Annotated in this window: 25 protein-coding genes; 10 read left to right on the top strand and 15 right to left on the bottom strand. The window is 61.5% G+C overall.

What is annotated here, in order from left to right; translation table 11 throughout:
• Positions 1-5: 5 nt before the first annotated feature.
• Together D3878_RS21505 and D3878_RS21510 are read right to left on the bottom strand one after the other, a co-directional pair.
• Positions 6-1,211 carry an acyl-CoA dehydrogenase gene (locus D3878_RS21505; RefSeq protein WP_119787332.1) on the bottom strand — a complete coding sequence of 402 codons (1,206 nt, stop codon included), beginning with the start codon at positions 1,209-1,211 and terminating at the stop codon, positions 6-8.
• Between the two features lie 4 nt (positions 1,212-1,215).
• Entirely contained in the window at positions 1,216-1,725 is a 510-nt protein-coding gene (locus tag D3878_RS21510) for a flavin reductase family protein (protein WP_119787333.1), read from the bottom strand.
• A 159-nt stretch (positions 1,726-1,884) separates the two neighbouring features.
• Between D3878_RS21510 and msrA the strand changes: the two genes are divergently transcribed.
• Positions 1,885-2,418 carry a peptide-methionine (S)-S-oxide reductase MsrA gene (msrA, locus tag D3878_RS21515; protein WP_119787334.1) on the top strand — a complete coding sequence of 178 codons (534 nt, stop codon included), beginning with the start codon at positions 1,885-1,887 and terminating at the stop codon, positions 2,416-2,418.
• Positions 2,419-2,449: 31 nt separating this feature from the next.
• Here msrA and D3878_RS21520 read toward each other — a convergent pair whose 3' ends face one another.
• The 3 genes from D3878_RS21520 to D3878_RS24490 are packed head-to-tail and all read right to left on the bottom strand — an operon-like array spanning position 2,450 to position 4,887.
• Positions 2,450-3,649, bottom strand: a complete 1,200-nt coding sequence (locus D3878_RS21520) for an SAM-dependent methyltransferase (protein WP_119787335.1) — start codon at positions 3,647-3,649, stop codon at positions 2,450-2,452.
• Positions 3,650-3,696: 47 nt separating this feature from the next.
• Positions 3,697-4,332, bottom strand: a complete 636-nt coding sequence (gene pdxH, locus D3878_RS24485) for a pyridoxamine 5'-phosphate oxidase (RefSeq protein ID WP_233556416.1) — start codon at positions 4,330-4,332, stop codon at positions 3,697-3,699.
• A 12-nt stretch (positions 4,333-4,344) separates the two neighbouring features.
• Positions 4,345-4,887 carry a hemerythrin domain-containing protein gene (locus D3878_RS24490; protein ID WP_233556417.1) on the bottom strand — a complete coding sequence of 181 codons (543 nt, stop codon included), beginning with the start codon at positions 4,885-4,887 and terminating at the stop codon, positions 4,345-4,347.
• Between the two features lie 88 nt (positions 4,888-4,975).
• Between D3878_RS24490 and tcdA the strand changes: the two genes are divergently transcribed.
• Positions 4,976-5,857, top strand: coding sequence for a tRNA cyclic N6-threonylcarbamoyladenosine(37) synthase TcdA (tcdA, locus tag D3878_RS21530; RefSeq protein ID WP_119787336.1), 882 nt, complete (start codon positions 4,976-4,978; stop codon positions 5,855-5,857).
• Here tcdA and thpR read toward each other — a convergent pair.
• The 3 genes from thpR to D3878_RS21545 form a co-directional block, all read right to left on the bottom strand.
• Entirely contained in the window at positions 5,854-6,408 is a 555-nt protein-coding gene (thpR, locus tag D3878_RS21535; protein ID WP_119787337.1) for an RNA 2',3'-cyclic phosphodiesterase, read from the bottom strand. The two genes, tcdA and thpR, sit on opposite strands and share 4 nt — an antisense overlap.
• Before the next feature lie 15 nt (positions 6,409-6,423).
• Positions 6,424-6,813, bottom strand: coding sequence for a hypothetical protein (locus tag D3878_RS21540; protein ID WP_147384054.1), 390 nt, complete (start codon positions 6,811-6,813; stop codon positions 6,424-6,426).
• A gap of 80 nt (positions 6,814-6,893) precedes the next feature.
• Positions 6,894-7,091, bottom strand: coding sequence for a hypothetical protein (locus D3878_RS21545; RefSeq protein WP_119787339.1), 198 nt, complete (start codon positions 7,089-7,091; stop codon positions 6,894-6,896).
• A gap of 331 nt (positions 7,092-7,422) precedes the next feature.
• Here D3878_RS21545 and D3878_RS21550 point away from each other — a divergent pair, with 331 nt between their 5' ends.
• Positions 7,423-8,127 carry an alpha/beta fold hydrolase gene (locus D3878_RS21550; protein WP_119787340.1) on the top strand — a complete coding sequence of 235 codons (705 nt, stop codon included), beginning with the start codon at positions 7,423-7,425 and terminating at the stop codon, positions 8,125-8,127.
• A gap of 111 nt (positions 8,128-8,238) precedes the next feature.
• Here D3878_RS21550 and D3878_RS21555 read toward each other — a convergent pair whose 3' ends face one another.
• Positions 8,239-10,587, bottom strand: a complete 2,349-nt coding sequence (locus D3878_RS21555) for an EAL domain-containing protein (protein ID WP_119787341.1) — start codon at positions 10,585-10,587, stop codon at positions 8,239-8,241.
• Between the two features lie 176 nt (positions 10,588-10,763).
• Here D3878_RS21555 and dacB point away from each other — a divergent pair, with 176 nt between their 5' ends.
• The 3 genes from dacB to D3878_RS21570 all read left to right on the top strand — a co-directional run bounded on the left by dacB (position 10,764) and on the right by D3878_RS21570 (position 14,703).
• Positions 10,764-12,185, top strand: a complete 1,422-nt coding sequence (gene dacB, locus D3878_RS21560) for a D-alanyl-D-alanine carboxypeptidase/D-alanyl-D-alanine endopeptidase (RefSeq protein WP_119787342.1) — start codon at positions 10,764-10,766, stop codon at positions 12,183-12,185.
• Positions 12,186-12,307: 122 nt separating this feature from the next.
• Positions 12,308-13,564 (top strand): YjgN family protein, encoded by a 1,257-nt coding sequence (locus tag D3878_RS21565; protein ID WP_119787343.1) that lies wholly within the window; start codon positions 12,308-12,310, stop codon positions 13,562-13,564.
• Complete coding sequence (locus D3878_RS21570) at positions 13,561-14,703, top strand: M48 family metallopeptidase (protein ID WP_119787344.1); 1,143 nt, start codon at positions 13,561-13,563, stop codon at positions 14,701-14,703. Before D3878_RS21565 ends, D3878_RS21570 begins: the two co-directional genes overlap by 4 nt.
• Before the next feature lie 27 nt (positions 14,704-14,730).
• Here the strand turns inward: D3878_RS21570 and D3878_RS21575 are convergent, their stop codons facing one another.
• From D3878_RS21575 to D3878_RS21585, 3 genes are read right to left on the bottom strand one after another with little or no spacing between them, the layout of a single operon-like run.
• A complete protein-coding gene (locus D3878_RS21575) occupies positions 14,731-15,231 on the bottom strand; it encodes a TPM domain-containing protein (RefSeq protein ID WP_119787345.1) in 501 nt (166 codons plus the stop codon).
• The gene (locus D3878_RS21580) at positions 15,231-16,040 is read right to left on the bottom strand and encodes a TPM domain-containing protein (RefSeq protein WP_119787346.1); all 810 of its coding nucleotides are present in this window, start codon (positions 16,038-16,040) and stop codon (positions 15,231-15,233) included. The genes D3878_RS21575 and D3878_RS21580 overlap by 1 nt, the downstream gene beginning before the upstream one ends.
• Before the next feature lie 25 nt (positions 16,041-16,065).
• Complete coding sequence (locus tag D3878_RS21585) at positions 16,066-16,659, bottom strand: LemA family protein (protein ID WP_119787347.1); 594 nt, start codon at positions 16,657-16,659, stop codon at positions 16,066-16,068.
• Between the two features lie 168 nt (positions 16,660-16,827).
• Here D3878_RS21585 and pyrF point away from each other — a divergent pair, with 168 nt between their 5' ends.
• Positions 16,828-17,655 (top strand): orotidine-5'-phosphate decarboxylase, encoded by an 828-nt coding sequence (gene pyrF, locus D3878_RS21590; RefSeq protein ID WP_119787348.1) that lies wholly within the window; start codon positions 16,828-16,830, stop codon positions 17,653-17,655.
• Between the two features lie 31 nt (positions 17,656-17,686).
• On the opposite strand, the gene D3878_RS21595 is transcribed toward pyrF, so the two are convergent.
• Genes D3878_RS21595 through thiL form a run of 3 tightly spaced genes read right to left on the bottom strand, consistent with a single transcriptional unit; the run spans position 17,687 to position 19,691 of the window.
• On the bottom strand, positions 17,687-18,172 hold the full coding sequence (locus D3878_RS21595; RefSeq protein ID WP_119787349.1) for a CinA family protein: 486 nt from the start codon (positions 18,170-18,172) through the stop codon (positions 17,687-17,689).
• A 29-nt stretch (positions 18,173-18,201) separates the two neighbouring features.
• Complete coding sequence (locus tag D3878_RS21600) at positions 18,202-18,726, bottom strand: phosphatidylglycerophosphatase A family protein (RefSeq protein WP_233556418.1); 525 nt, start codon at positions 18,724-18,726, stop codon at positions 18,202-18,204.
• Positions 18,723-19,691: a thiamine-phosphate kinase gene (thiL, locus tag D3878_RS21605; protein WP_119787350.1), complete on the bottom strand. Its 969-nt coding sequence runs from the start codon at positions 19,689-19,691 to the stop codon at positions 18,723-18,725. The genes D3878_RS21600 and thiL overlap by 4 nt, the downstream gene beginning before the upstream one ends.
• Positions 19,692-19,873: 182 nt before the next feature.
• Between thiL and D3878_RS21610 the strand changes: the two genes are divergently transcribed.
• From D3878_RS21610 to D3878_RS21615, 3 genes are all read left to right on the top strand, one after another.
• Positions 19,874-22,186, top strand: coding sequence for an NADP-dependent malic enzyme (locus D3878_RS21610; RefSeq protein WP_119787351.1), 2,313 nt, complete (start codon positions 19,874-19,876; stop codon positions 22,184-22,186).
• A 164-nt stretch (positions 22,187-22,350) separates the two neighbouring features.
• Complete coding sequence (locus tag D3878_RS24155) at positions 22,351-22,527, top strand: hypothetical protein (protein ID WP_199688224.1); 177 nt, start codon at positions 22,351-22,353, stop codon at positions 22,525-22,527.
• A gap of 50 nt (positions 22,528-22,577) precedes the next feature.
• Positions 22,578-23,633 carry an IS630 family transposase gene (locus D3878_RS21615; protein ID WP_119787672.1) on the top strand — a complete coding sequence of 352 codons (1,056 nt, stop codon included), beginning with the start codon at positions 22,578-22,580 and terminating at the stop codon, positions 23,631-23,633.
• Positions 23,634-23,658 lie beyond the last annotated feature (25 nt).

Raw genomic sequence — 23,658 nt, forward strand, 5'->3', positions numbered from 1 at the left:
GCTCCTCAGGGATGGAACGCCTGGATGCCGGTTTGCGCCCGGCCTAGGATCAGTGCATGGATGTCGTGCGTGCCTTCATAGGTATTGACGACTTCGAGGTTGAGCATGTGGCGGATCACGCCGAATTCATCCGAGATGCCGTTGCCGCCCAACATGTCGCGGGCGACGCGGGCGATGTCGAGCGCCTTGCCGCAGGAATTGCGCTTGAGCATGGAAGTAATTTCCACCGAAGCCGTGCCTTCATCCTTCATGCGGCCGAACTGCAGGCACGCCTGCAAGCCGAGCGTGATTTCGGTCTGCATGTCGGCCAACTTCTTTTGCACCAGCTGGTTTGCCGCCAGGGGACGGCCGAATTGCTTGCGGTCCAGCACATACTGGCGCGCGATATGCCAGCAGGATTCCGCGGCGCCCAACGCGCCCCAGGCGATGCCGTAACGCGCCGAATCAAGGCAGGTGAAAGGGCCTTTCAGGCCGCGCACATCGGGGAAAATATTTTCTTCCGGGCAGAATACGCCATCCATGACGATTTCGCCGGTAATCGAGGCGCGCAAGCCGAACTTGCCCTCGATCGCCGGCGCACTGAGACCCGCCATGCCTTTTTCCAGGACAAAGCCGCGAATCGCGCCTTCCTCATCCTTGGCCCAGACCACGAAGACATCGGCGATCGGCGCATTGGTGATCCACATCTTGCTGCCGCTGAGGGCATAGCCGCCCGCCACTTTTTTTGCGTGCGTCGCCATCGACTGCGGATCGGAGCCATGGTCGGGCTCGGTCAGGCCGAAGCAGCCGATGAATTCGCCGCTGGCCAGTTTCGGCAGATACTTTTGCCGCTGCGCCTCGGTGCCGAAGGTGTAAATCGGCAGCATCACCAGCGAGGATTGCACGCTCAACATCGAGCGGTAACCGGAATCGACCCGTTCGACTTCGCGCGCGATCAGGCCGTAGCTGACGTAATTCAGGCCGGCGCCGCCATACTGTTCCGGGATGGTCGCGCCGAGCAAGCCGAGCGCGCCCATCTCGCGGAAAATCGAGGCATCCATGCGCTCGTGGCGGAAGGCTTCCAGCACGCGCGGGGCCAGCTTGTCCTGGCAATAGGCGCGGGTGGCATCGCGCACCATGCGTTCGCTGTCGCTTAATTGCTGTTCCAGCAGCAACGGATCGTCCCAGCGGAATTGCGCTTTGCCATTCGGTGTGGTGCGGGCTACGGTCATAAATTTACTCAATGTTAGTGGCAACAAATTTGCCGCTATGAAAAACCAGCGCCGGCTGCGGCTGCACGTCACAATGCTCGACTTCGCCGACCATGATGACATGGTCGCCTTCCGGGTAGCGGCTCTTGTTGCGGCATTCGAACCAGGCGGCGGCACCCTTCAGGATCGGCAAGCCGGTGGCCGATAGCGCGAATTCGACACCTTCAAAGCGGTTCTCGATGCGGCGCGCAAAGCGGTCGGCGAGGTTTGCCTGGTGCGCCGCCAGCACATTGATCACGTAATGCGAACAGGACTGGAACACCGGCAGGCTGCGCGCACTATTGCCCAGGCTCCACAGCACCAGAGGTGGCGCCAGCGACACCGAATTGAAGGAGGTCGCGGTCATGCCGACAAACTCGCCGGAGTCGAGGCGCGTGGTAATGACGGTGACGCCAGTGGCGAACTGTGCCAGGGCATTGCGGAAATGGCGGGTGTCGAGCGGATCGGAGACATTGCGTGGAATACTGGTGTGCATCAAAGGCCTGCTATCGAAAAGTAATAAAAATGATACACCAAGGCGCAATGAAGGGGAAATCCAAGGGAAACCGCGGCAGGAATGGCGTTTTGCGTTGCTCCCGATTTTCAACGCTTATAATGGAATAATTAACTGGAGATATACTGAACGGAGTGCAGCATGACAACCGAAATTGCAACGCTGGGAGGCGGTTGCTTCTGGTGCCTGGAAGCCGTCTATCAGGAATTGAAAGGCGTGCAGCAAGTGGAATCCGGCTATGCTGGTGGCCTCCTGGTCAATCCGACCTATGAAGACGTGTGCAGCGGCAAGACCGGCCACGCCGAAGTGGTGCGCATCACCTTCGATCCCGCCGTTGTCAGCTATCGTGGAATCCTGGAGATTTTTTTCACGATCCACGATCCGACCACCTTGAACCGCCAGGGCAATGACAGCGGCACCCAGTACCGTTCCGTGATTTTCTACCATTCACCCGAACAGCAGGATATCGCCCGGCATGTGATTGCCGAGATGGCCAATGTGTGGGATGCGCCGCTCGTCACCGAATTGAGCCCGCTGCCGGCCTATTACAAGGCCGAAGCCTACCACCAGAATTACTTCCGCCAGAATCCGCTGCAAGGCTATTGCGCCTTCGTGGTGGCGCCCAAGGTGGCGAAGTTCCGCAAGGTATTCTCCGAAAAGGCAAAAGAGTCATAACCATCACCCCGGGCAAGCCAGCGCCGGTCGATCAGGCATACATGTAGCGGCGCGACCAGGGCAGGGCCTCCGCCGAACGGCCAGCCTTGGTGCACAATACCTGATAGATCGATACCCAGTCATTGGCGAAGGCGTAGGCACAGCCGGCCAGGTAGACGCGCCAGATGCGGAACTGGCGCTCATCCACCGTGGCATGGATGCGCTCGGCCTGTGCCTCGAAACTGGCGGCCCATATGCTACAGGTCTTCGCATAATGGCGGCGCAGGTTTTCCACATCGAGCGCTTCCAGGCCGCTTTCCTGCATGCTCCGCAATACCAGGCTGATGTGCGGTAATTCGCCATGCGGGAATACATATTTTTCAATGAATTCGCCACCGCCATAGGCAGTCTCGCCGCTGGCGGCATCGGTGCTGGTAATGCCATGGTTCATCGCCAGGCCATCGTCGGCCAGCAGCTTGCGCATCTGGGCAAAATAATCGGGCAGGTGGCGCAAGCCGACGTGCTCGAACATGCCAACGCTGGTGATGCGGTCGAAGCTGCCGGAGAGGTCGCGGTAATCCTGCAGACGGATTTCGACGCGGTCGGACAGCCCCGCCTGCCTGACCCGTTCGTTCGCCAGCGCATGCTGGTTTTCCGACAGGGTGACGCCGACGCAGCGGGCGCCAAATTTTTCCGCCGCGCGCAATACCAGCGCACCCCAGCCGCAGCCGATGTCGAGCAGGGTTTGGCCGGGCTGCAACTGGATCTTGGTGAGGATGTGGTCGATTTTTTTCAGCTGCGCATGCGCCAGTGTTTCGTCGCCGTTCTCGAAATAGGCGCAGGAATACACCATGTTTTCATCCAGCCAGAGCCGGTAGAAATCATTGGAAACATCGTAGTGGTAGCGGATCGCCTCGGCGTCAATCTTGCGGTTATGCTGGAAGTGGCGGACGATGCGGCCCAGCTTGCCGGTCGGCTGCAGCGTCTGCCGCGCCAGCGCGCTGCCGACATCGATGATTTCGCTGGCGCGCCCCTCGATGTCGAGCTTGCCTTCGACATAGGCGGTGCCGAGGTTGGCAAGTGATGGCCGCAGCAGATACGGCAGGGAAGAGGCGCGCGGCACCCTGACGGTGACTTGCGGCGCTTGCGAGAAATCGAAGCGCTTGCCGTTCCATAATTCCAGTCGCAGCGGCAGCGCGGCCTGGTGGCGCACCTGGTTGATCCAGTGGTCAAGCCTGTTTTCCCAGAACATGTCGCCTCCAATGCTAGAGAAAACGGCCGCCGCCTGCGCAGTGCGCTTTACGGCTGCAGCCGCTGTATCCGCCAGGCGCCGCCTTCTGTCCGGGTATACAGCACCCGGTCATGCAAGCGCGAGCTGCGGCCCTGCCAGAATTCGATCGCCTCCGGCACCAGCCGGTAGCCGCCCCAGTGCGCCGGGCGTGCCGGATGTTCGCCGTATTGTTCCTGCACTTCCGCGAAGCGCTTTTCCAGTGTTACGCGGCTGTCCACCGGCCGGCTTTGCTCGGAAGCGATCGCCCCCAGTCGGCTCAACAGCGGCCGGCTGTCATAATAGGCGTCGCTTTCCTCCGCCGAAATCCTTTCCACCCGCCCTTCGATGCGCACCTGGCGCTCCAGTTCAATCCAGTGGAACAGCAGCGCCGCATGCGGATTGACCGCCAGTTCCTGTCCCTTGCGGCTGGCATAGTTGGTAAACCAGACAAAGCCGCGCGAGTCGAATTCCTTGATCAGCAGGATGCGCGAGGAAGGCTTGCCATCAGGCCCCACCGTGGCCACGCTCATGGCATTGGCTTCCGGTACATGCGCCTTGAGCGCTTCATCGAACCACTTGCCGAACTGTTTGATCGGATCGTGGTCCACATCGGATTCCGACAGGCTGGCGTGGCTGTAATCCTTGCGAAGACCTGCAATCGACATCTTGCTTCTTTCTTAAAAATTGGAAATTCCGCGGCGCGCGCGCATGGCGTCACCCAACTGGTGCATTTGCGCTTCACTGAAGAGTCGCTTTGCCATCGGGGCAATCACGCTTTCTTCCAGTTGCATATGCGCTTCATACAAGCTTGCAAAGCGCGCCACATCCGTCTCGGATAATTGCGCCGATTGCCCACTTGCAATTGTAACCAGTTCACGGTCGAGCGCCAGCCACAAGGCTGCCATTTCCTGATGCTCCTTGAGTAATCTCGGCAGCAGGGCTTGCAATTGACCGGCATCTTCGCCGCTGGCAGTCGTTTCCAATTGCGGCAACAAATCCTCTTCCTCGTCCTCATGATGAAGCGTTGCCGCATCGTTAAAATAACGCAGCACCGCATGCGCAGCTTGTTGCGCCTCAAGATCTGCGCCATGATGGGGCAGATGCGCCACCAATTTATTCAAGGTCGCCAACTGCTTGCGGATGCGCGTGTGGCAATGCCGCAGTACCGCAATCGGCTCATCGAAGCCGGGCGCGGTGTCGAATAGCGAATTTCCCATCATTTCATCCTTGTCATTTTCAGGTTGGCATCTAGCAGCAAAAATTCATTGTAGGATAAAAATTCGCCTTTCCGTCCGGTAAAATGACGGCATGCACGCTTTACTCCAATCATCTCCCTCTGCCGTTGCCGATACTGGCCACGATATCGATCATGCACGTCGCTTCGGCGGCATTTCTCGCCTGTATGGCGCAGCGGGGCTCGAGCGTTTTCGCCATGCCCATGTCTGCGTAATTGGCGTCGGCGGGGTCGGTTCCTGGGTGGTCGAGGCGCTGGCGCGTTCGGCGATCGGCCGCATCACCATGATCGATCTGGACAACCTCGCCGAATCCAATATCAACCGCCAGATCCATGCCTTGACGGACACGCTCGGCAAAGCCAAGGTCACGGCGCTGGCCGAGCGTATCGCGCAAATCAACCCGTATTGCCGTGTCACCGAGATCGAGGATTTCATCACGGCCGACAATCTCGAGCAAATGATCGGTGCCGGCAATTACGATTATGTGGTCGATGCGATTGACAATGTGCGCGCCAAGACCGCGCTGATTGCCTATTGCCGCGAGCATGGCATCAAGCTGCTTACCATCGGCGGCGCCGGCGGCCAGATTGATCCGACCAAAATCGAGATACGCGATTTGTGCCGCACCGAGCAGGAACCGCTGCTGTCGAAGGTGCGCAAACGCTTGCGCCAGTTGCATGGCTTTCCGCGCGGGACCAAGAACAAATTCGGTATCGATGCGGTGTTTTCCACCGAGCCGCTGCGCTTTCCTGATAGTGCGGAAGCCTGTGATATTGGCGGGCAAAGCGATGATGGTGATGCAGGCTTGGCAGCAGGCGATAATGCGGGCGCGGGAGTAACCGGTCTGAATTGCGCCGGCTTCGGTTCTGCCATGGTGGTGACTGCGTCCTTCGGTTTGGTGGCGGCCTCGCATGTGCTGAAGAATCTGGCGAAGGCGGCGCCTGCCGCAGATTAATCCGCTTCCTCCAGATGCCGCGAAACCAGCACCTGATAAGCCAGCCGTCCCCCTTCCTGCGTCGACTGCACCAGAGCGATTTGTTTCACTTCCCAGGTGAACGGATCGAACGGCCGGTCCAGCGGCGGCTCGGCATCGCGCGCCAGCGTGATATGCGGCGTGAAATCGTTCTTGCGGTCAAATGCGATCCCGTGCCGCATGAGTGCTTGCGCCAAAGATTCTTGCAGCGTGACCAGTGCCTTCGGCGTGGCATGACTACCTGCCCAGGCAATGTGCTTTCTTTTGAAATACCCTAGGCGGTCAATTTGCAGCGTGAAACCGATTCGTGGCAAGTCCGCGAGTATGGTCTTCAGCACAGGTAGGTGGACAGCGGGCTGATTACCGAGGAAGGTGAGGGTGGCATGCAGGTTTTCCACGCGCGTGCGGCGGCCATGTACATGCATCTGCAGGATTTGCAGCGCTTCTCGGGTGGCATCGTCCGGCCACAAGGCGAAGAACAGCCGCAGCGGCTTGTCGCTGGCGTCAGCGCGGGCGTCATCGGTGGCACTCATGTCGAGCCAGACAGCTTAATCCTTGATATGCGTGAAAAACAGATAGCAGGCCAGCAGGATGGCGATGACCACGCAGGCGAAGGAAAACACGATGCCGGTGCTGACGCAAAACAGCGCGGCGTAAAAATAGGCGGGGGTGCCTTCCATCGCCTGCGTCAGCATGCCGGAATAAATCTGCAGCAACATCAGCATGGAGGCCGCGATCGCCAGCCACTTCAGGGTATAGGAAGGCAGGATGGCGCGTTGCGCGCGGTTATGACGGTAGTTGGCGCTGCGCTGCTCAAGCGTACCCTGGTTGGCGTCGCGGAATCGCCAGAAGGGCGTAGCCCAGTGCCAGAAAATGATGCCGAGCAGGCGCAGCAATTGCAACGATTGGATAAATCGGGATGGGTGATCTACTTGCATTGGCGACGCCTCCTACGCGAATAGGTTGTTAGGCATCATCTCGCGCTGCGCGTTCCACCGATAGCTTGTCAGGTTTGCGCCTAGCGAAAGCTTTCTTCTTCGGTGCGGTAATCCTGCGCGCAGTCCTTGTTGCAAAAGCGCCGGATGTTATCCAGCGGCGCATTGCAATACCAGCAAGCACCCTTGGGCTTCAGCGCACCCTGACCTGATTCCGGCGCAGTGACAAGCGCTTGCAGGGATGTCTGCGTTTCGTTCGCGCTACTGTCGGCGTCATTCATGTTGCACCTACCTGTCTGGAATCAAAACCGGGTCGAGACTGCGTGTGCAGTGAATCACGCTGTCACAACACGCTTCTACATTACCGCCATGCTCGACGCAGATCAAGCCCCCGTATTGCGTTTTTCCGTAGCAATTGGTCTTTGGCGCAATTTTCGTCTTTTTGTTGTGTAAGAAATAACTTCATTGATCCCATGTCCATCCAGTGTGGTTTCCCTAGTTAAATATTGTTTCAAGGCACTATCCGAACGGAGAGTGGATTGCTTGATGGAAACGCTCTACAGTACAGTCGTACATACGCAGTTCATAAAACTAGAAACAAGAGGAGACACCATGAAATCTGCTTTTTCGCTTTCCCGTTTACTCGCCGCCGTCGCCCTGACGCTGACAGCCTTTGGCGCCCAGGCCGCCTGTCTCGACAATGTCGTGCTGGTGCATGGCAATACGGCTTACCCATCGAGCTGGAACAATACCGTCGCCGAACTGAAGAGCCGCGGCTATGTCGATTCCCAACTGTACCGTCCGAGCTGGGGTTCGAAAACCAATGCCGGCAGCAACAGCCATGACAGCACCAATACCGGCGTCGTCAAATCCGCCCTGCAATCGGCGCTGGCAGCATCCTGCACCGGCAAGATCGATGTCATCGGCCATTCCATGGGCGTGACCCTGGCGATGAAGGCGATCAATGAATTGGCTTACTCAGGCAAGGTGAATTCCTTCATTGGCGTGGCCGGTGCCCAGCACGGCTTGAATTCCTGCGGTGTCTATCCGTACAACGTCTGGTCGGCCACCTGCGGCTCGGCCGGCCTGTCGATCGACAGCCCGCTGATCGTCTCGGTCAAGAACAAGCGTTACGGCACCAAGATGTATTCGATCAAGAGCTGGATGGATGAAATCGTCTGCATGGGCAGCTGCTATGTCTGGGGTTCGCATACCAGCAACATCGACATGCAAAACGCCAGCTACGACTATGCGCTGGGCCACTTCGGCTTACAAAGCTATACCACCATCAAGCAAGCCGACCTGATCCTGAACTGAGTCTGTCCCGGCAGCGCGGCGGCTGCCGCGCCGATGCAAAAAAAGCCCTGCGAAAAATGCAGGGCTTTTTGTCGTGGGCTTTGAATCATGCCTCGGGGGAAGAAGCAGTATTCAAGTGATATTCCAGTGCCGGCACGGCACCGGCTTGCCGATCCCGTAGCCTTGCGCGAAATCCACCTTCAAGGCTTCCAGGCGCGCGCGGATGGCATCGTTTTCAACGAATTCGGCAATGGTGCGCAAGCCCATGGTGTGGCCGATATGGTTGATCGCTTCCACCATGGCGGCGTCGGCCGCATCGCTCAGCATGTCCTTGACGAAGCCGCCGTCGATCTTCAGGTAATCCACCGGCAGATGCTTCAGATAGGCGAAGGAAGACATGCCGCTGCCGAAGTCGTCCAGGGAAAACTTGCAGCCGACCGCGCGCAATTCATTGATCAGGGCGGCGGCCTGGGTCAGGTTGGCGATCGCCACCGTTTCGGTAATTTCGAAGCACACCTTGCTGGTCGGGATATCGTACAACGCCAGCTCGCGCAGGATGAATGACAGGAATTCCGGATCCGACACCGACGCGCCTGACAGGTTGATGGCGCACATTTCCAGCTGCTCTGTCGGGTCGGGGGTCAATTGTCCGAAATTGGCGAAGGCACTGGAAATCACCCAGCGGTCGATGGTCGGCATCAGGCCGAAGCGCTCGGCCGCCGGCAGGAAGGCGCCGGGCGGCACCAGCCGGCCTTCTTCATCGCGCAGCCGCAAGAGCAGTTCAAAATGCGCGCCCGCATCGACTGCCTCGCTGTTGAGCGGCACGATCTTCTGGCAATACAGCTGCAGGCGGTTTTCCTGCAGCGCCTGCCGCAGCCGGCTGACCCAGTGCATTTCGCTCTGGCGGATGGTGATGTCCTGGTCTTCGCGGTGGCCCACGTGCACCCGGTTGCGGCCGTTTTCCTTGGCGAGGTAGCAGGCAGTGTCGGCGGCCGACAGGATATCCGATACGCTCATCTCGCTGCCGCCGAAATTGACCACGCCGATCGACAGGCTGACGGTGAAGTTGTTGCCTTGCCAGACGAAGCGGAAATCACCGACAGTTTCTCGCAGGCTTTCGGCGATCGTCGTTGCCGGCCCGGCCGGGCAATTTTCCAGCAGGATGCCGAATTCGTCGCCGCCCAGGCGCGCCAGGGTGTCGCTTGCGCGCAATTTGTTTTGCAGCAGGCTGGCCAGGGTGCGCAGCAACTCATCGCCGGCGCAGTGGCCGGAAGTGTCATTGACGATCTTGAACTGGTCCAGGTCGATGTAGATGAAGGCATGCTGCCGGTCTTCGGCGGCCGCGCTTTGCACTGCCTGCTTCAGGCGGTGTTCGAATTCGCGGCGGTTGACCAGGCCGGTCAGGTCGTCATGGCTGGCCTGGTAAGACAATTGCGCGGCGATCTGGCGCGAACGGCTGACGTCATGGAAGGCCAGCACGACGCCGCTGACCTGGCCGGCGGCGTCGCGGATTGGCGCTGCCGTTTCTTCGATGGCGAATTCCTGGCCGTGCTTGCCGAGCAAGACGGCATTGCCCTGCAGGCTGACGGCGGCGCCGCTGGCGAGTACCCGCTGTACCGGATCGGCCAGCGCCAGGCGGCTGGTGTCGTCGACGATACAAAACACTTCGGACAGCGCCAGGCCGCGTGCGGCGGCGCTGCGCCAGCCGGTCAGCTGTTCGGCCACCGGATTGAGATACTCGACCAGGCCGTCCACATCGGTGGTGATGACGCCATCGGCAATCGATTGCAGGGTGACGGTGGCGCGCTCTTTTTCCGCCAGCAGCGCGGCGGTACGCTCGCCGATGCGCTGTTCCAGGATATGGTTGGCGCGTTCGAGCAAGGCCTGCGCTTCATCGCGTTCGCGGCGCATGCGAATCACCGAGATGCCATGCGAAAGATCGCTGGCGACTTCACTCAGCAAGGCGACTTCCTGCGGGTCGAAACGGTCGGATTCCGAGGAATAAAAGCCGATCGCGCCGATGATCCGCCCTTCGACCACCAGCGGCAGGCCGAGCACGGAATTGTAGTTGTAGATGCGGGTGGCTTCGCGCCAGGCCGCCATGAACGTGGGCGATTCCCGCGCGTTGCGGATGATGGCGGGCTGGCCGCTGCGAATCGCCTGGCCGAACACGCCCTGGCCTTGCGGCCGGTCGGCCGACCAGGATACATCGTCGATGCCGAGATTGTTTGCGAGGAAGCCGACTTTCGCCATCGGTTTGACTGTCCGGAATTCGTCGTCGAGCGCATAGCCCACCCAGGAATGGGTATAGCCGCCCGCCGTCACCATCGTGCGGCAGATTTCGTCGAGCAAAGCTTGCTCGGCGGTCGCGCGAATGACGACGCGGCTGCAGGCGCTCAAGGTGCGCACTACGCGCACGTATCGGATGCTGATCTCCAGCCCGGTGTCTCCGCCGATTTGATTGATTAGACTGTTGTCCATTGTTTATTGTTTTATGCGGCGAATTTGAGAGTAGTATAAAAATGCCGGATTGGGAAGAGGCTGGCGGCGTTGCGTGCGCGGATGCCACAACGTGCGCGGGGACGGTAAAGCGGTTGTTCCCCCCATGGGATAATGTCAGTCAATGTTCTTCATCCGATTGCATTTTTTTCGAGCGTATGGGCTACCCTGACAGGATCGGCGGCTGGTTCGTCTTGTGCATGGCGCTGCTCGCCATGCCGCTGGCCGCCGCCCAGCAATTGCCGGCGCCGGTCAGGCAGGCACTGGAGCACGCCGGCATTCCCATGCAGGCGGTCGGCGTCCAGGTGCAGGAAGCCGGCGCCGACCGGGTGCTGGCGGCGGCCAACCCGAACACGCCTTTCAATCCGGCTTCCACCATGAAGCTTGTGACCACCGGCGCGGCGCTGGACTTGCTGGGCCCGGCCTTTACCTGGAAAACCGCAGCCTACGCCAACGGTGTATTGCGTGACGAGGTCTTGCAAGGCGACCTGGTGATCAAGGGCGGCGGCGACCCCGGGCTGGTGGTCGAAGACCTCTGGCTGTTCCTGCGCGAGATACGCGCGCGCGGCATCCGCGAAATCCGCGGCAACCTGGTGCTCGACCGTAGCCTGTTTGCGCCCGATGGCCACGATCCGGCACAATTCGACGGCAATCCGGCGCGGCCCTACAACGCCGGGCCGGATGCGCTGCTGCTCAACTACAAATCCTTCACCCTGCGCTTTTTACCCAACCCTGCGGCAGGGCGGGTGGCGCTCGCCATCGAGCCGCCGCTGGCGACATTCCAGGTCGGCGCGCCGAAACTGGGCGACGGTGAATGCGGCGATTGGCGCAAGAACCTCTTGATGGCGCAGGACGCGCGCGCGCTTGAATTCGGCGGCGCCTATCCGGCGGCCTGCGGCGAACAGACCCTGCAGGTGCTGGCCTGGAACATGAGCGCGAACCGGTATTTCGAGATCGTGTTCCGGCGCCTGTGGGCCGATCTCGGCGGCGTGCTGGCCGGCGAGGTGACGGAGGGCGCAACGCCGCCGGATGCCTGGCTGGTGGCGCAGCGCGAATCGCGCAGCCTGGCGGAGGCGGTGCGCGGCATTAACAAATTCAGCAACAATGTGATGGCGCGTCAGCTCTTGCTGACTTTGGCCGCGCGTTTTACCGGACAGGCCGGCACCGCCACCAACGGCGCTGAAGTGATCAAGACCTGGCTGGCGGCGCGCCACATCGAGATGCCGGAGCTGGTAATCGACAACGGCTCCGGCCTGTCGCGCGATGGTCGCATCTCGGCCGGCAGCCTGGCGCGCCTGTTGCAGACGGCGTTCCGCGGCGCGACCATGCCCGAATTCATGGCATCGCTGCCGCTGGCCGGTCAGGACGGCACCATGCGCAAGCGCCTCAATGGTCATGGGGTCGGCGGCAATGCCCATGTCAAGACCGGCTACCTGAGCGCGGCGCGGGCGATCGCCGGCTATGTGCGGGCCGCCTCCGGCAAGCGCTATGCGGTGGTATTCCTGATCAATCACCCGAACGCCGGGCGCGGCGCCGAGGCGCAAGACCTGCTGCTGAAATGGGTGTATGAAAATGGCTGAGGCGGCAGCGGGCGGCGGCTGAAGCGGCCGCGCACCGATGTGCCGTTACAACATCTCGACACGGCAATTGCCGTTGGCAATAAAAACATTGATAATCCGGCAAGCGCACTTCCGGAGAAAGCATGACTGAAACGAGCACGCTGAGACTCGAAGCAACACCGGCAGCGCCCCTTGCCGGCAGCGGCGACGCAGTCCACGGGCCTGCGCACGCCGCCAGCGCCAGGCGGGAAGCCGCGGCAACCGCTGCGCCGGCTGCCAAGCTTGAACCCCGGCGTTTTGAATTCACCGGCAGCGGCAGCGAGTATTTCCGCATCTGGGTGGTCAACCTGCTGCTGACCATTGTCACCGTCGGCGTTTATTCAGCCTGGGCCAAGGTGCGCCGGCTGCAATACTTCTATCGCAATACCTGCGTCGCCGGCGATATTTTTGACTACCACGGCAATCCGAAGGCGATCCTCAAGGGACGCATCCTGGCGCTGGGCCTGCTGGTGGCGTACAAGATCGCCGCCGAGCTGTCGACGTTTGCCGCGCTGACGGTCGGCCTGGTCCTGGTCGCCATCATGCCCTGGCTGCTGGCGCGCGCGTTCCGCTTCAAGCTGGCCAATTCCAGTTACCGTGGCCTGCGCTTCCGTTTCCACGGCACGGTCGCCCAGGCCTACCGCATGCTGATCCTGTTCCCGGTGATCCTGGCCTTCACCGGCCTGTTCGCCTGGAGCGTATTCGCCTCGTTCGATTCGCGGCCGCGCATCGGCTTGCTGGTGATGGCGGTTGTGGCGTTGTTGGTGGTGTTGATGGCCACGGTGCCGCTGGCGCACTACCTGCTCAAGCGCTATCAGCACGACAATGCCTATTTCGGCCAGTCGCCGTTTTTCTTCCATGCCGGGCCGGGGTCCTTTTTCAAGGTCTATGCCAAGTCGATGGCGGTGGCCTCGCTGGGCGGCATTCCCGTCGCCATCTTCGGTTTCCTGACCGGCGACCTGTTCCGCTATCTGTCGACCACCCCCTTCGGCTGGCTGTTCAAGATTTTGTACGGCATGGCCAGCGCCTATGCGTCTTACCTGGTGCTGCGCGCCTACCTGGAAAGCCGCATCCAGAACCTGGTCTGGAACCACACGGAACTGGCCGACCTGCATTTTGAAAGCAGCGTCAGCGCGCGCAAGCTGTTCTGGATCCATGCTTCCAACCTGGCGCTGATCATGCTCACGCTCGGCCTGTACAAGCCATTTGCGACCGTGCGCCTGGTGCGCTATCGTCTGGCGAGCCTGGCGCTGGTGCCGCAGGGTGACCTGGATGAATTTTTTTCCGACCAGACGGTTGACGACGCCGGCGCCGCCGGCCAGGAAGCCGGCGAATTTTTCGATATCGACATCGCGCTATGATCGACGCCATCTACTTCGACGGCCAGAGCACCCGGCGCCAGCCGGTGACCGTGGTGATGCACAAGCGCGTGGTGGCCATGCGCGGCGAGGGCGTCAAGCAGAGTCACCGCCTTTCCAGGCTGCGCGTGTCGGAACGGCTCGAACACGCGCCGCGCATCCTGTACCTGCCGGACGGCGGCAGAATCCACATCAGCGATCCGCAACTGGACAAACTGCTGGCTGCCAATGGCTACCGCGAACCGCGCGTGGTGCGCTGGCAGCGCAACTGGCTGTTGTCGCTGCTGGCGCTGGCAAGCGTGCTGACTTTGCTGTTGTCCGCTTACCAGTGGGGCTTGCCGTGGGCCGCCGACCAGGCCGCCCTGCACCTGCCGGCATCGCTGGAACAGAAGGTCGGCGACGGCCAGCTGGAGCTGATCGACGCAAGCTTCATGTCGCCCAGCGAACTCGATCCCGTCGTCCAGGCGCGCCTGACCCGCCTGTTCAGCCAGCTCAAGCAGCCGCGCGGCGAGCAGACCGCCTATCGCCTGGAGTTCCGGCGCAGCCATATCGGGCCGAATGCCCTTGCCCTGCCCAATGGCGTGATCGTGATGACCGACGAGCTGGTCAAGCTGGCCGATAGCGACGAGGCTGTGCTGGGCGTGCTCGGCCACGAGCTGGGGCACGTGCAGCGCCGCCATGCGCTGCGGCGGCTGTTGCAGGCGCTCGGTGTCGGCGTGGTGGTCAACCTGTGGATCGGCGATGTGTCGAGTGCGCTGGCGGCGGTGCCGGCGCTGCTGCTTGACCAAAAATATTCACGCGATTTCGAGCGCGAATCGGACCAGTATGCGATCGACATGATGCAGGCCAACGGTTTGCCGCTGACGCCGATGGCCGAATTGTTCGAAAAGATGGGCAAGGCCGGCGCACAGCGCGGCGGCGCGGCGTCGCACCGGCATGACGACGGCACGGCTGACAGGCGTCGCCATGCCGAGGCGGATGACGAAGACGATGCGGCCACAGAGGACGAAAAGGGTGGCAAGGGCGAAGCCGAGCCGCTGGAATACTTCAGCTCGCATCCGAGCGATGCCGAGCGCATCGCCAGACTGCGTGCGGCAGATGCCGGCCGGAAATTCGACAGTAAATTCGACAGTAGACAGTAAATAAGGCGCGGGCGGCGCCGGCCCGGCTCAGACGATCAGTGGCCGGTCCGACAATTCATTGGCGCTGCCGCCCTGTCCGGGAAAGTGCTGGTGCAGCAAGCCGTTGAGCATTTCCAGCGCCGCCAGCACGCTCGGCTCGTACAAGCCCCGGGCAAAGCCGTCGGTCATGGTCTTGCACACGGCCTTCCAGTCTGCCGGCAGCAGTGCGCGGCCGCTGGCGCGGTCGGCAATGATTTCAACCTTGTGGTCGGCCAGGTTGATATACACCAGCACGCCGCAGTTTTCTTCGGTATCCCACACGCGGTAGAGCGAAAAAAGTTCACGCGCACGGGCACGTGAATGCGTGCCCTGCAGCAGGTCGCCAAAGGGCAAGGCCGGCTCGATGATCAGCCGTACTTCTGCCCGGTGCAGCTTTTCTCCGGCGGCCACGGCAGCCTGGATGGTTTGCAGCGCCTGCGCGGGGAAGGCCTTGCGGGCAGCAGCGCTGGTCATGAACAGGTGATGGCAAAAACGCGAAATTTTATTCATTACCAGTCTCCCGAGGCGCCGCCGCCGTCGAAGCCGCCGCCAAATCCACCGCCGCCACCGCCGCCAAATCCACCGCCGCCACCGCCGCCAAATCCACCACCGCCGCCACCAAAGCCGCCGCGGCCGATATGGCTGCCAAGGATGACCCCGGCCGCCTCGCCCCAGCCATTGCGGCTGAACCTGCGGCGCGCGGAACGCGCGCGCGACATCATCACGAAGACCATGAACACGAAAAACAGCAGCGGCAGCCAGCCGCCCAGGCCGTCTTCCTCCGCCGCCTGGCCTTGCGCGCCTTGCGGCGCAGGAAATTTTTCCTGCTCCAGCAGGCTGGTGATGGCCGACACGCCCGCCGCCAGCCCGCCGTAAAAATCGTTCTGGCGGAAATGCGGCGCGATCACGTCCTGCAGGATGCGCTTGGACTGGGCATCGGTCAGCACGCCCTGCACGCCGCGCCCGGCTTCGATGCGCAGGCGGCGCAGGGCTGAGGGATTGTCCTTCGCCACCAGCAGGATCACGCCGTCGTCGACGCCCTTGCGGCCGAGCTTCCAGGCGTCGGCCACGCGGATGCCATATTGTTCGATGGCTTCCGGTTCGGTCTTGCTGACCAGGACGATGGCGATCTGGCTTCCGGTGCGGGTCTCATATTCCGTCAGGACGTTTTCCAGCGCCTGCCGTTGTGCGGCCGTCAGCATGCCGATGCTGTCGGTGACATGCGCGGTCAGCGGCGGCACCGCCACGAAATTTTGCGCGCACACCGCCTGCCCCAGACACAACAGCAGCAGCGCTGCCAGGTAACGCAGTTGCGGCATGCCCGTAATCCCTCGCACCTGCCGCTTACTTGCCGAAATTGACGGCTGGTGCGGTCGAGATGGCTTTTTCGTTTTCGACCGTAAACGACGGCTTGACCTGGTACTTGAAGACCATCGCCGTCAGGTTGGTCGGGAAGCTGCGTGCCAGGATGTTGTATTCCTGGACTGCCACGATATAGCGCTGGCGCGCCACGGTGATGCGGTTTTCGGTGCCCTCGAGTTGCGATTGCAGGTCGCGGAACAGGCCGTCGGCCTTGAGTTGCGGATAATTTTCCGCCACCGCCATCAGGCGCGACAGCGCCGACGACAGTTCGCCCTGCACCTGCTGGAATTTATTGAAGGCTTCCGGGTTGTTCAGCACTTCCGGGGTGATCTGGAAGCTGGTGGCCTTGGCGCGCGCCTGCGTCACCGCTTCCAGGGTTTCTCTTTCGTGCGACGCATAGCCCTTGACGGTATTGACCAGGTTGGGGATCAGGTCGGCACGGCGCTGGTACTGGTTGACCACTTCGCCCCAGGCCGACTTGACCGCCTCGTCCTTGGCCTGGAAGTCGTTGTAGCCGCAGGCTGACAGGAGCGAGACCAGCAGGGCGATCGTCAGGTATTTCGTCCAGTTTTTCATATGATTTTCCCTTGAGAAAAATTTTTAGCAAAGTAATACAGCATGGAATAAATTAACACGCTTTGCCGGGCCTGGGGTCGATGAATCGCCAGCGTCAGACCTTACACGCGTTACAATGCATATCTCAGCCTAATCTCAGCCAAATTCCCGAATTTCCCGATTGCCGCCGTGACTGCCTTCATCGACAAACTCTCCGCCGCCTGGACGGCCAACGATTCCCTGCTATGCGTCGGGCTCGATCCCGACATGGAAAAGCTGCCCGAGCAGCTGCAATGGGAACCGAATGCCGTCTACACCTTTTGCAAGGAAATCATCGACGCCACCGCCGACCTGGCCTGCGCCTTCAAGCCGCAGATTGCCTATTTTGCGGCGCTGCGCGCCGAAGAGCAGCTGGAAGCGATCTGTACTTACCTGCACGAGAATTACCCGCACATCCCCATCGTGCTCGATGCCAAGCGCGGCGACATTGGTAATACCGCCGAGCAATATGCGCGCGAAGCCTTCGAGCGTTACCGTGCCGACGCCGTGACGGTCAATCCCTACATGGGCTTCGATTCGGTCGCGCCTTATTTGGAATGGAAGGAACGCAGCGCCATCATCCTGTGCCGCACCTCCAACCCGGGCGGCTCCGACCTGCAGTTCCTGAAGGTCGACGGCCAGCCGCTCTACCAGCATGTGGCCCGGCTGGTGGCGGATAAATGGAATACCAATGGCCAGTGCGGCCTGGTGGTGGGCGCCACTTTCCCGCATGAGCTGGAACAGGTGCGCCAGATCGTCGGCGACATGCCGCTGCTGGTGCCGGGCATCGGCGCCCAGGGCGGCGACATTCCGGCCACGGTCGCGGCCGGCCGGACTGCGGCTGGCAGCGGCATGATGATCAATTCTTCGCGCGCGATCCTGTACGCTAAACCGGCTGCCGGCGAGAATTACGCCCAGGCGGCACGGCGTGTTGCACAGGAAACGCGCGACGCCATCAATCGCGCACGGGCTGCCTGAACCCGCGGTTTCCCCGCCAGCCTGGCAAGCCTTAGCGCTGGTCCAGGAATTTCAGCAAGCCCTGCAGCGCATGCACCACTGTCTGCCGGCGCACTGCCTGGCGGTCGCCTTGCAATACCAGCCGCTCGCTGTGTGTTACACCATCCTTCGTCCAGGCAAAGCACACGGTACCGACCGGCTTGCCCGGCACCGCGCCGCCCGGTCCGGCGATGCCGGTGGTGGCGACCGCGATATGCGCATTGCTGTTGGCCAGGGCGCCTTCTGCCATGGCGGCGGCAATTTCCTCGCTGACGGTGCCGTGCAGGGCGATGCTGGACGCCGAGACATCCAGTATGTCGGTCTTGGAGGCGTTGGAATAGGTCACGAAGCCGCAGTCGAACCAGTCGGAGGAACCGGCAATTTCCGTGATCGCCTCGGCCACGCCGCCGCCGGTGCAGGATTCTGCGGTGGTCAGCAGCAGGTTGCGGGATTTCAGGGCGGCGCCCACGCGCGCCGCCAGATCGATGATGTCATCCATTCGCTTGTCTCCTTGGTTGTTTTAATAGATTAAATCGAGCGCCACACCGCAAACACCAGCAAAGTGAAGAAGGCCGCCACGATATCGTCCCACATGACGCCGAAGCCGCCCTTGAAACGGCGGTCGAAATAGCCGATCGGCGGTGGTTTCACCATATCAAAGAATCGGAACCAGAGAAAGGCCCAGACCTGGCTTGCGGTATCGGCCGGGGTCACCAGCAGCAGCACCAGCCAGAAGGCGATGATTTCATCCCACACCATGCTGCCATGGTCGGCGATACCCATGTCGCGCCCGGTGCGGTCGCAGGCCCAGATGCCGACCACGAAGCCGGCGGCGATGATTACCGCCCAGTTAAATGGCGTGAAGAAGGCTGGCCAGCGCGAGGACAGCACGGCGAAGCTGAGCCAGGCGAGCAGGGTGCCCATGGTGCCCGGCATGACCGGCGACAGGCCGCTGCCGAAACCCTGTGCCAGCAGGTGTGCCGGGTGTGCCAGCATGAAGCTGGCGCGGGGCTTGTCGATATAGGGGCGGGGAGTGGGTTGCGGCGTGGTCATGGAGAGGCGAAATGGTCGAAGGAAGTCATCGGGAGTTGGCATGGGCGTCCGGCCGCATCGACCAGGCGCAGGCCCGGTGCGGCTTCAATGACGCCGATGCGGCTAACCGGGGTGGCGCTGGCGCGTGCGGCGGCCAGCACGTCTGCGCGCCGCTCCGGCGCGGCGGTAAAGCATAATTCGTAATCGTCGCCGCCGGCGATGCAGTAAGCCCGCTGCAGCGCGGGTGGCTGTAGTGCCAGGGTTGGTCCGGCCGGCAAGCCATCGATATCGACGACCGCGCCGACGCCAGACTGTTTCAGGATATGCCCGAGGTCGCCGGCCAGGCCGTCGGAGATATCGATTGCGGCGCTGGCCACGCCGCGCAGCGCCAGCCCCAGGGCCACGCGCGGCGCCGGCGCGTGCAGGCACGGCGCGGCGGCGGCCAGACTCGCCGCGTCCAGCGCCAGTTCGCCGGCGAGCGCGGCCAGCGCCAGGCGCGCCTCGCCGAGCGTCCCGGACACCCAGATATCGTCGCCGACCCGGGCGTTGGAGCGGCGCAGCGCCTGCTCCTTCGGCACTTCGCCGAACACCGTGATGCTGACGGTCAGCGGACCCCTGGTGGTGTCGCCGCCGACCAGTTCGCAGCCGTGCAGGTCGGCCAGGGCGAACATGCCTTGCGCAAATGGCGCCAGCCAGGCTTCATCGGCCGCCGGCAGGGCCAATGCCAGGGTAAAGGCGAGCGGCCTGGCGCCCATCGCCGCCAGGTCGGACAGGTTGACCGCCAGGCATTTGTGGCCGAGCAGGGCCGGGTCGGCACCGGCGAAAAAATGCCGGCCTTCCACCAGCATGTCGGTGGAAATGGCCAGTTGCATGCCGGCGGCCGGCGCCAGCAAGGCGCAGTCGTCGCCCACGCCCAGCGTGGCGGCACTGCCGGGGCGCAGCGGGCGGGTGAAATAACGCGCGATCAAGTCGAATTCGGAAAGCATTACAGGATTGTACCGAAGGATGCCTGTCGGGTTATGTCTGCGACACTTTTCCTTGCGTTGGCGCTGCCTGCACCGAAGGTATTGCCATTTTGGAAATCATCATGTCATGTCTGATTGCCCATGAGAGGAAGCGCTCTGTCTGCTAGAATCGAAGTTTTAGCAAGCATGGGAAAGGCCGTTCGATGGATTCCGAAAAAAGCCGCAAGGAACAAGTACGTCAGCAATTGCGTGAGTCTGCACTCTACTATCACCAGTTTCCCACTCCCGGCAAGATCAGCGTTACCCCCACCAAGCAACTGACCAACCAGCGCGACATGGCGATGGCCTATTCGCCGGGCGTCGCAGCGCCCTGCGAAGAAATCGTCGCCGACCCGAACAATGCCTTCAAGTACACCGCGCGCGGTAACCTCGTCGCCGTGATCACCAACGGCACCGCCGTGCTGGGCCTGGGCAATATCGGCCCGCTGGCATCCAAGCCGGTCATGGAAGGCAAGGGCGTGCTGTTCAAGAAATTCGCCGGCGTGGACGTGTTCGATATCGAAATCAACGAAACCGACCCCGACAAGCTGGTCGACATCATCGCTTCGCTGGAGCCGACCTTCGGCGGCATCAACCTGGAAGACATCAAGGCGCCGGAATGCTTCTACATCGAAAGGAAGCTGCGTGAGCGCATGAAGATCCCGGTCTTCCACGATGACCAGCACGGCACCGCGATCATCGTCGGCGCCGCCATCCTGAACGGCCTGAAAGTGGTCGGCAAGGACATCAGGGAATGCAAGCTGGTGGTATCCGGCGCTGGCGCTGCCGCGCTGGCCTGCCTCGACCTGATCGTCGATCTCGGTTTTCCGATCGAAAACATCTACGTTGCCGACCTCGCCGGCGTGGTGTATGAAGGCCGCACCGAACTGATGGACCCGGACAAGGCGCGCTTTGCGCAAAAGACTTCGGCGCGCAGCCTGGCCGACATCATCGCCGGCGCCGACATCTTCCTCGGCCTGTCGGCCGGCGGCGTCCTCAAACCCGAAATGGTCAAGGCCATGGCGCCGCGCCCGCTGGTGCTGGCGCTGGCCAACCCGACGCCGGAAATCCTGCCGGAAGAAGTCAGGGCGGTGCGCGACGATGCGATCATTTGTACCGGCCGTTCCGACTACCCGAACCAGGTCAACAATGTCCTGTGCTTCCCCTACATCTTCCGCGGCGCGCTCGACTGCGGCGCCACCACCATCAGCCGCGAAATGGAAATCGCCACGGTGCGTGCGATCGCCGATCTGGCGCATGCCGAGCAATCCGATGTGGTCGCCTCTACCTATGGCGACCATAATTTGTCGTTCGGGCCGGAATACCTGATTCCCAAGCCCTTCGATCCGCGCCTGATGATCAAGATCGCGCCGGCGGTGGCCAAGGCGGCGGCGGAATCCGGCGTCGCCCTGCGGCCGATCGCCGACATGCAGGCCTATGCCGAGCGCCTGCAGCAGTTCGTCTATCACAGCGGCACTTTCATGAAGCCGATCTTTTCCATGGCCAAGTGCGCGCCGGCGGAGAAGAAACGCATCGTTTTCGCCGAGGGCGAGGACGAGCGCGTGCTGCGCGCAGTGCAGATCATCGTCGACGAAAATCTGGCCAAACCGATCCTGGTGGGCCGGCCGGCAATCCTGGAAAAGCGCATCGAGCGCTTCGGCCTGCGCCTGAAGGCGGGAGTCGATTTCGAGGTCATCAACACGGAATACGATGAGCGCTACCGCGACTTCTGGCAGACGTTCCTGGCGATGTCGGTCCGCAAAGGCATCACCGAGCCCTACGCCAAGCTGGAGATGCGCCGCCGTCACACCCTGATCGGTTCGATGATGATCCACAAGGGCTATGCCGACGGCATGATCTGCGGCACCTTCGGCAACATCCCGCTGCACCTGCATTACGTTGACCACATATTGGGCCGGCGTGAAGGGGTGAATGTCTATGGCGCGATGAATATCCTCATCCTGCCGGATCGCCAGGTCGCCCTGGTCGATACCCATGTCAATGAAAATCCCACTGCGGAGCAGCTCGCCGAGCTTACCCTGCTGGCGGCGGAGGAAATGCGCCGCTTTGGCCTGTATCCGCGCGTGGCCCTGCTGTCGCATTCGAACTTCGGTACCAGCAACAGCGAATCGGCGCAAAAGATGCGCGCTGCGCTGGCGATCCTGCAGGAAAAGGCACCGGACCTGGAAGTCGATGGCGAGATGCATGGCGACACCGCGCTCGATTCAGCCCTGCTGAAAAAGACCATGCCGGACACCAGGCTCAAGGGCGATGCCAACCTGCTGGTGCTGCCGAACCTCGATGCCGCCAACATTTCCTACAACCTGCTCAAGAATGCCGCCGGTAACGGTATCGCCATCGGCCCGGTGCTGCTCGGCTGCGCCAAGCCGGTGCATATCCTGACGCCGTCGGCGACGGTGCGGCGCATCGTCAACCTGACCGCGTTGTGCGTGGTGGATGCGCTCTCGCAACGATAAGCCGTCTGCCAGCATGAAAAAAGCCGCCCGGTGCAAGCAGGGCGGCTTTTTTTGTGCATTTGCATTGCCGGGCAGTGCGGCTCATGCCAGCGGAACCATCCATCCAACGCCGGCATCAAATATCACTCACCATTGATATCACGCGTCATTGAAGGAGATCCATCATGACCAGAGGTGACAAATCCTCCTACACTGACAAGCAAAAGCGCCAGGCCAAGCATATCGAGGAAACTTACTCGCAACGTGGCATGCCGGCGGATGAAGCAAAACGGCGCGCCTGGGCGACCGAAAACAAGCTATCCGGCGGCGGTCGCAAGTCGGGTTCGGGCCGCAAGCACTAGTGGACTGTAACATTTAAAAACGAAGTATACTCATGCTCATGGAGGGCATGATGATACTCACCAAAAGCGAACGCATGGAGCTCCAACAACAGGTCAGTGCGAGGAATGGACGGGCAGATACTGCACGTCGCGCCCGGCTGATTTTGCTGCTGGCCGATGGCCATACCTGGGCCGATATCCGCGCCAAGCTCGATTGCAGCGACAGCTTCATTGATCTCTGGAGCAAGCGTTTTTCCGCAGACCGGCTTGCCGGACTGTTTTCGCGCCATGCCGGGCGGGAACGCTACAAGGTCACCGACCGCATCGAGGCACGCGTACTGGCCCGAACCACGAAACACAAACCGGCCGATGGTTCGACGCACTGGTCGACACGCAAGCTGGCTGCCGAACTGGGCGGGGGGATTTCGCACATGGCGGTCGCGCGCATTTGGACCAAGCATGGCATCAAGCCGCATCGCCTCGAAGGCTATCTCGCCTCCAACGATCCCGACTTTGAAACCAAGGCCGCCGATGTGATTGGCCTCTACATGAATCCGCCCCAGCACGCGGCCGTGTTTTGCGTGGACGAAAAAACTGCGATCCAGGCGCTGGATCGGAAAGACCCAGTGCTGCCGTTGTCGCCCGGACGCGCCGAACGCCATGGATTCGAATACTACCGGCACGGCACGCTGTCGTTGTATGCCGCCTTCAACACCAGGACTGGCGAGGTGCTGGGCAAGACCGCTGTGCGACACACCTCGGCTGAGTTCGTGGCCTTCCTCACAGACATCGTCGCCAACCAACCCAAGGGCAAAGAAATCCACGTCATCGCCGACAATCTCTCCGCGCACAAAACCAAGCTCGTCGCGGCATTTCTGGAGGCGCATCCCACGGTGCATATGCATTTCACTCCTACATATTCATCCTGGCTGAATCAGGTCGAACTGTGGTTTGCAAAAATCGAACGCGACGTCATTGCGCGGGGCGTTTTCACATCGCTGACTGATCTCAAGAGAAAACTCATGCGTTACATCCGTCACTACAACACCCAGCCAAAGCCAGTGAAGTGGAAGTACTTCGATCCAAGCAAGCGAATCACTCCCGAATCAATTGTTACAGTCCACTAGGAGTCTGCGCGGCAGAACGCTGATG

The organism is Noviherbaspirillum sedimenti, from assembly GCF_003590835.1.
GTDB lineage: Bacteria > Pseudomonadota > Gammaproteobacteria > Burkholderiales > Burkholderiaceae_D > Paucimonas > Paucimonas sedimenti.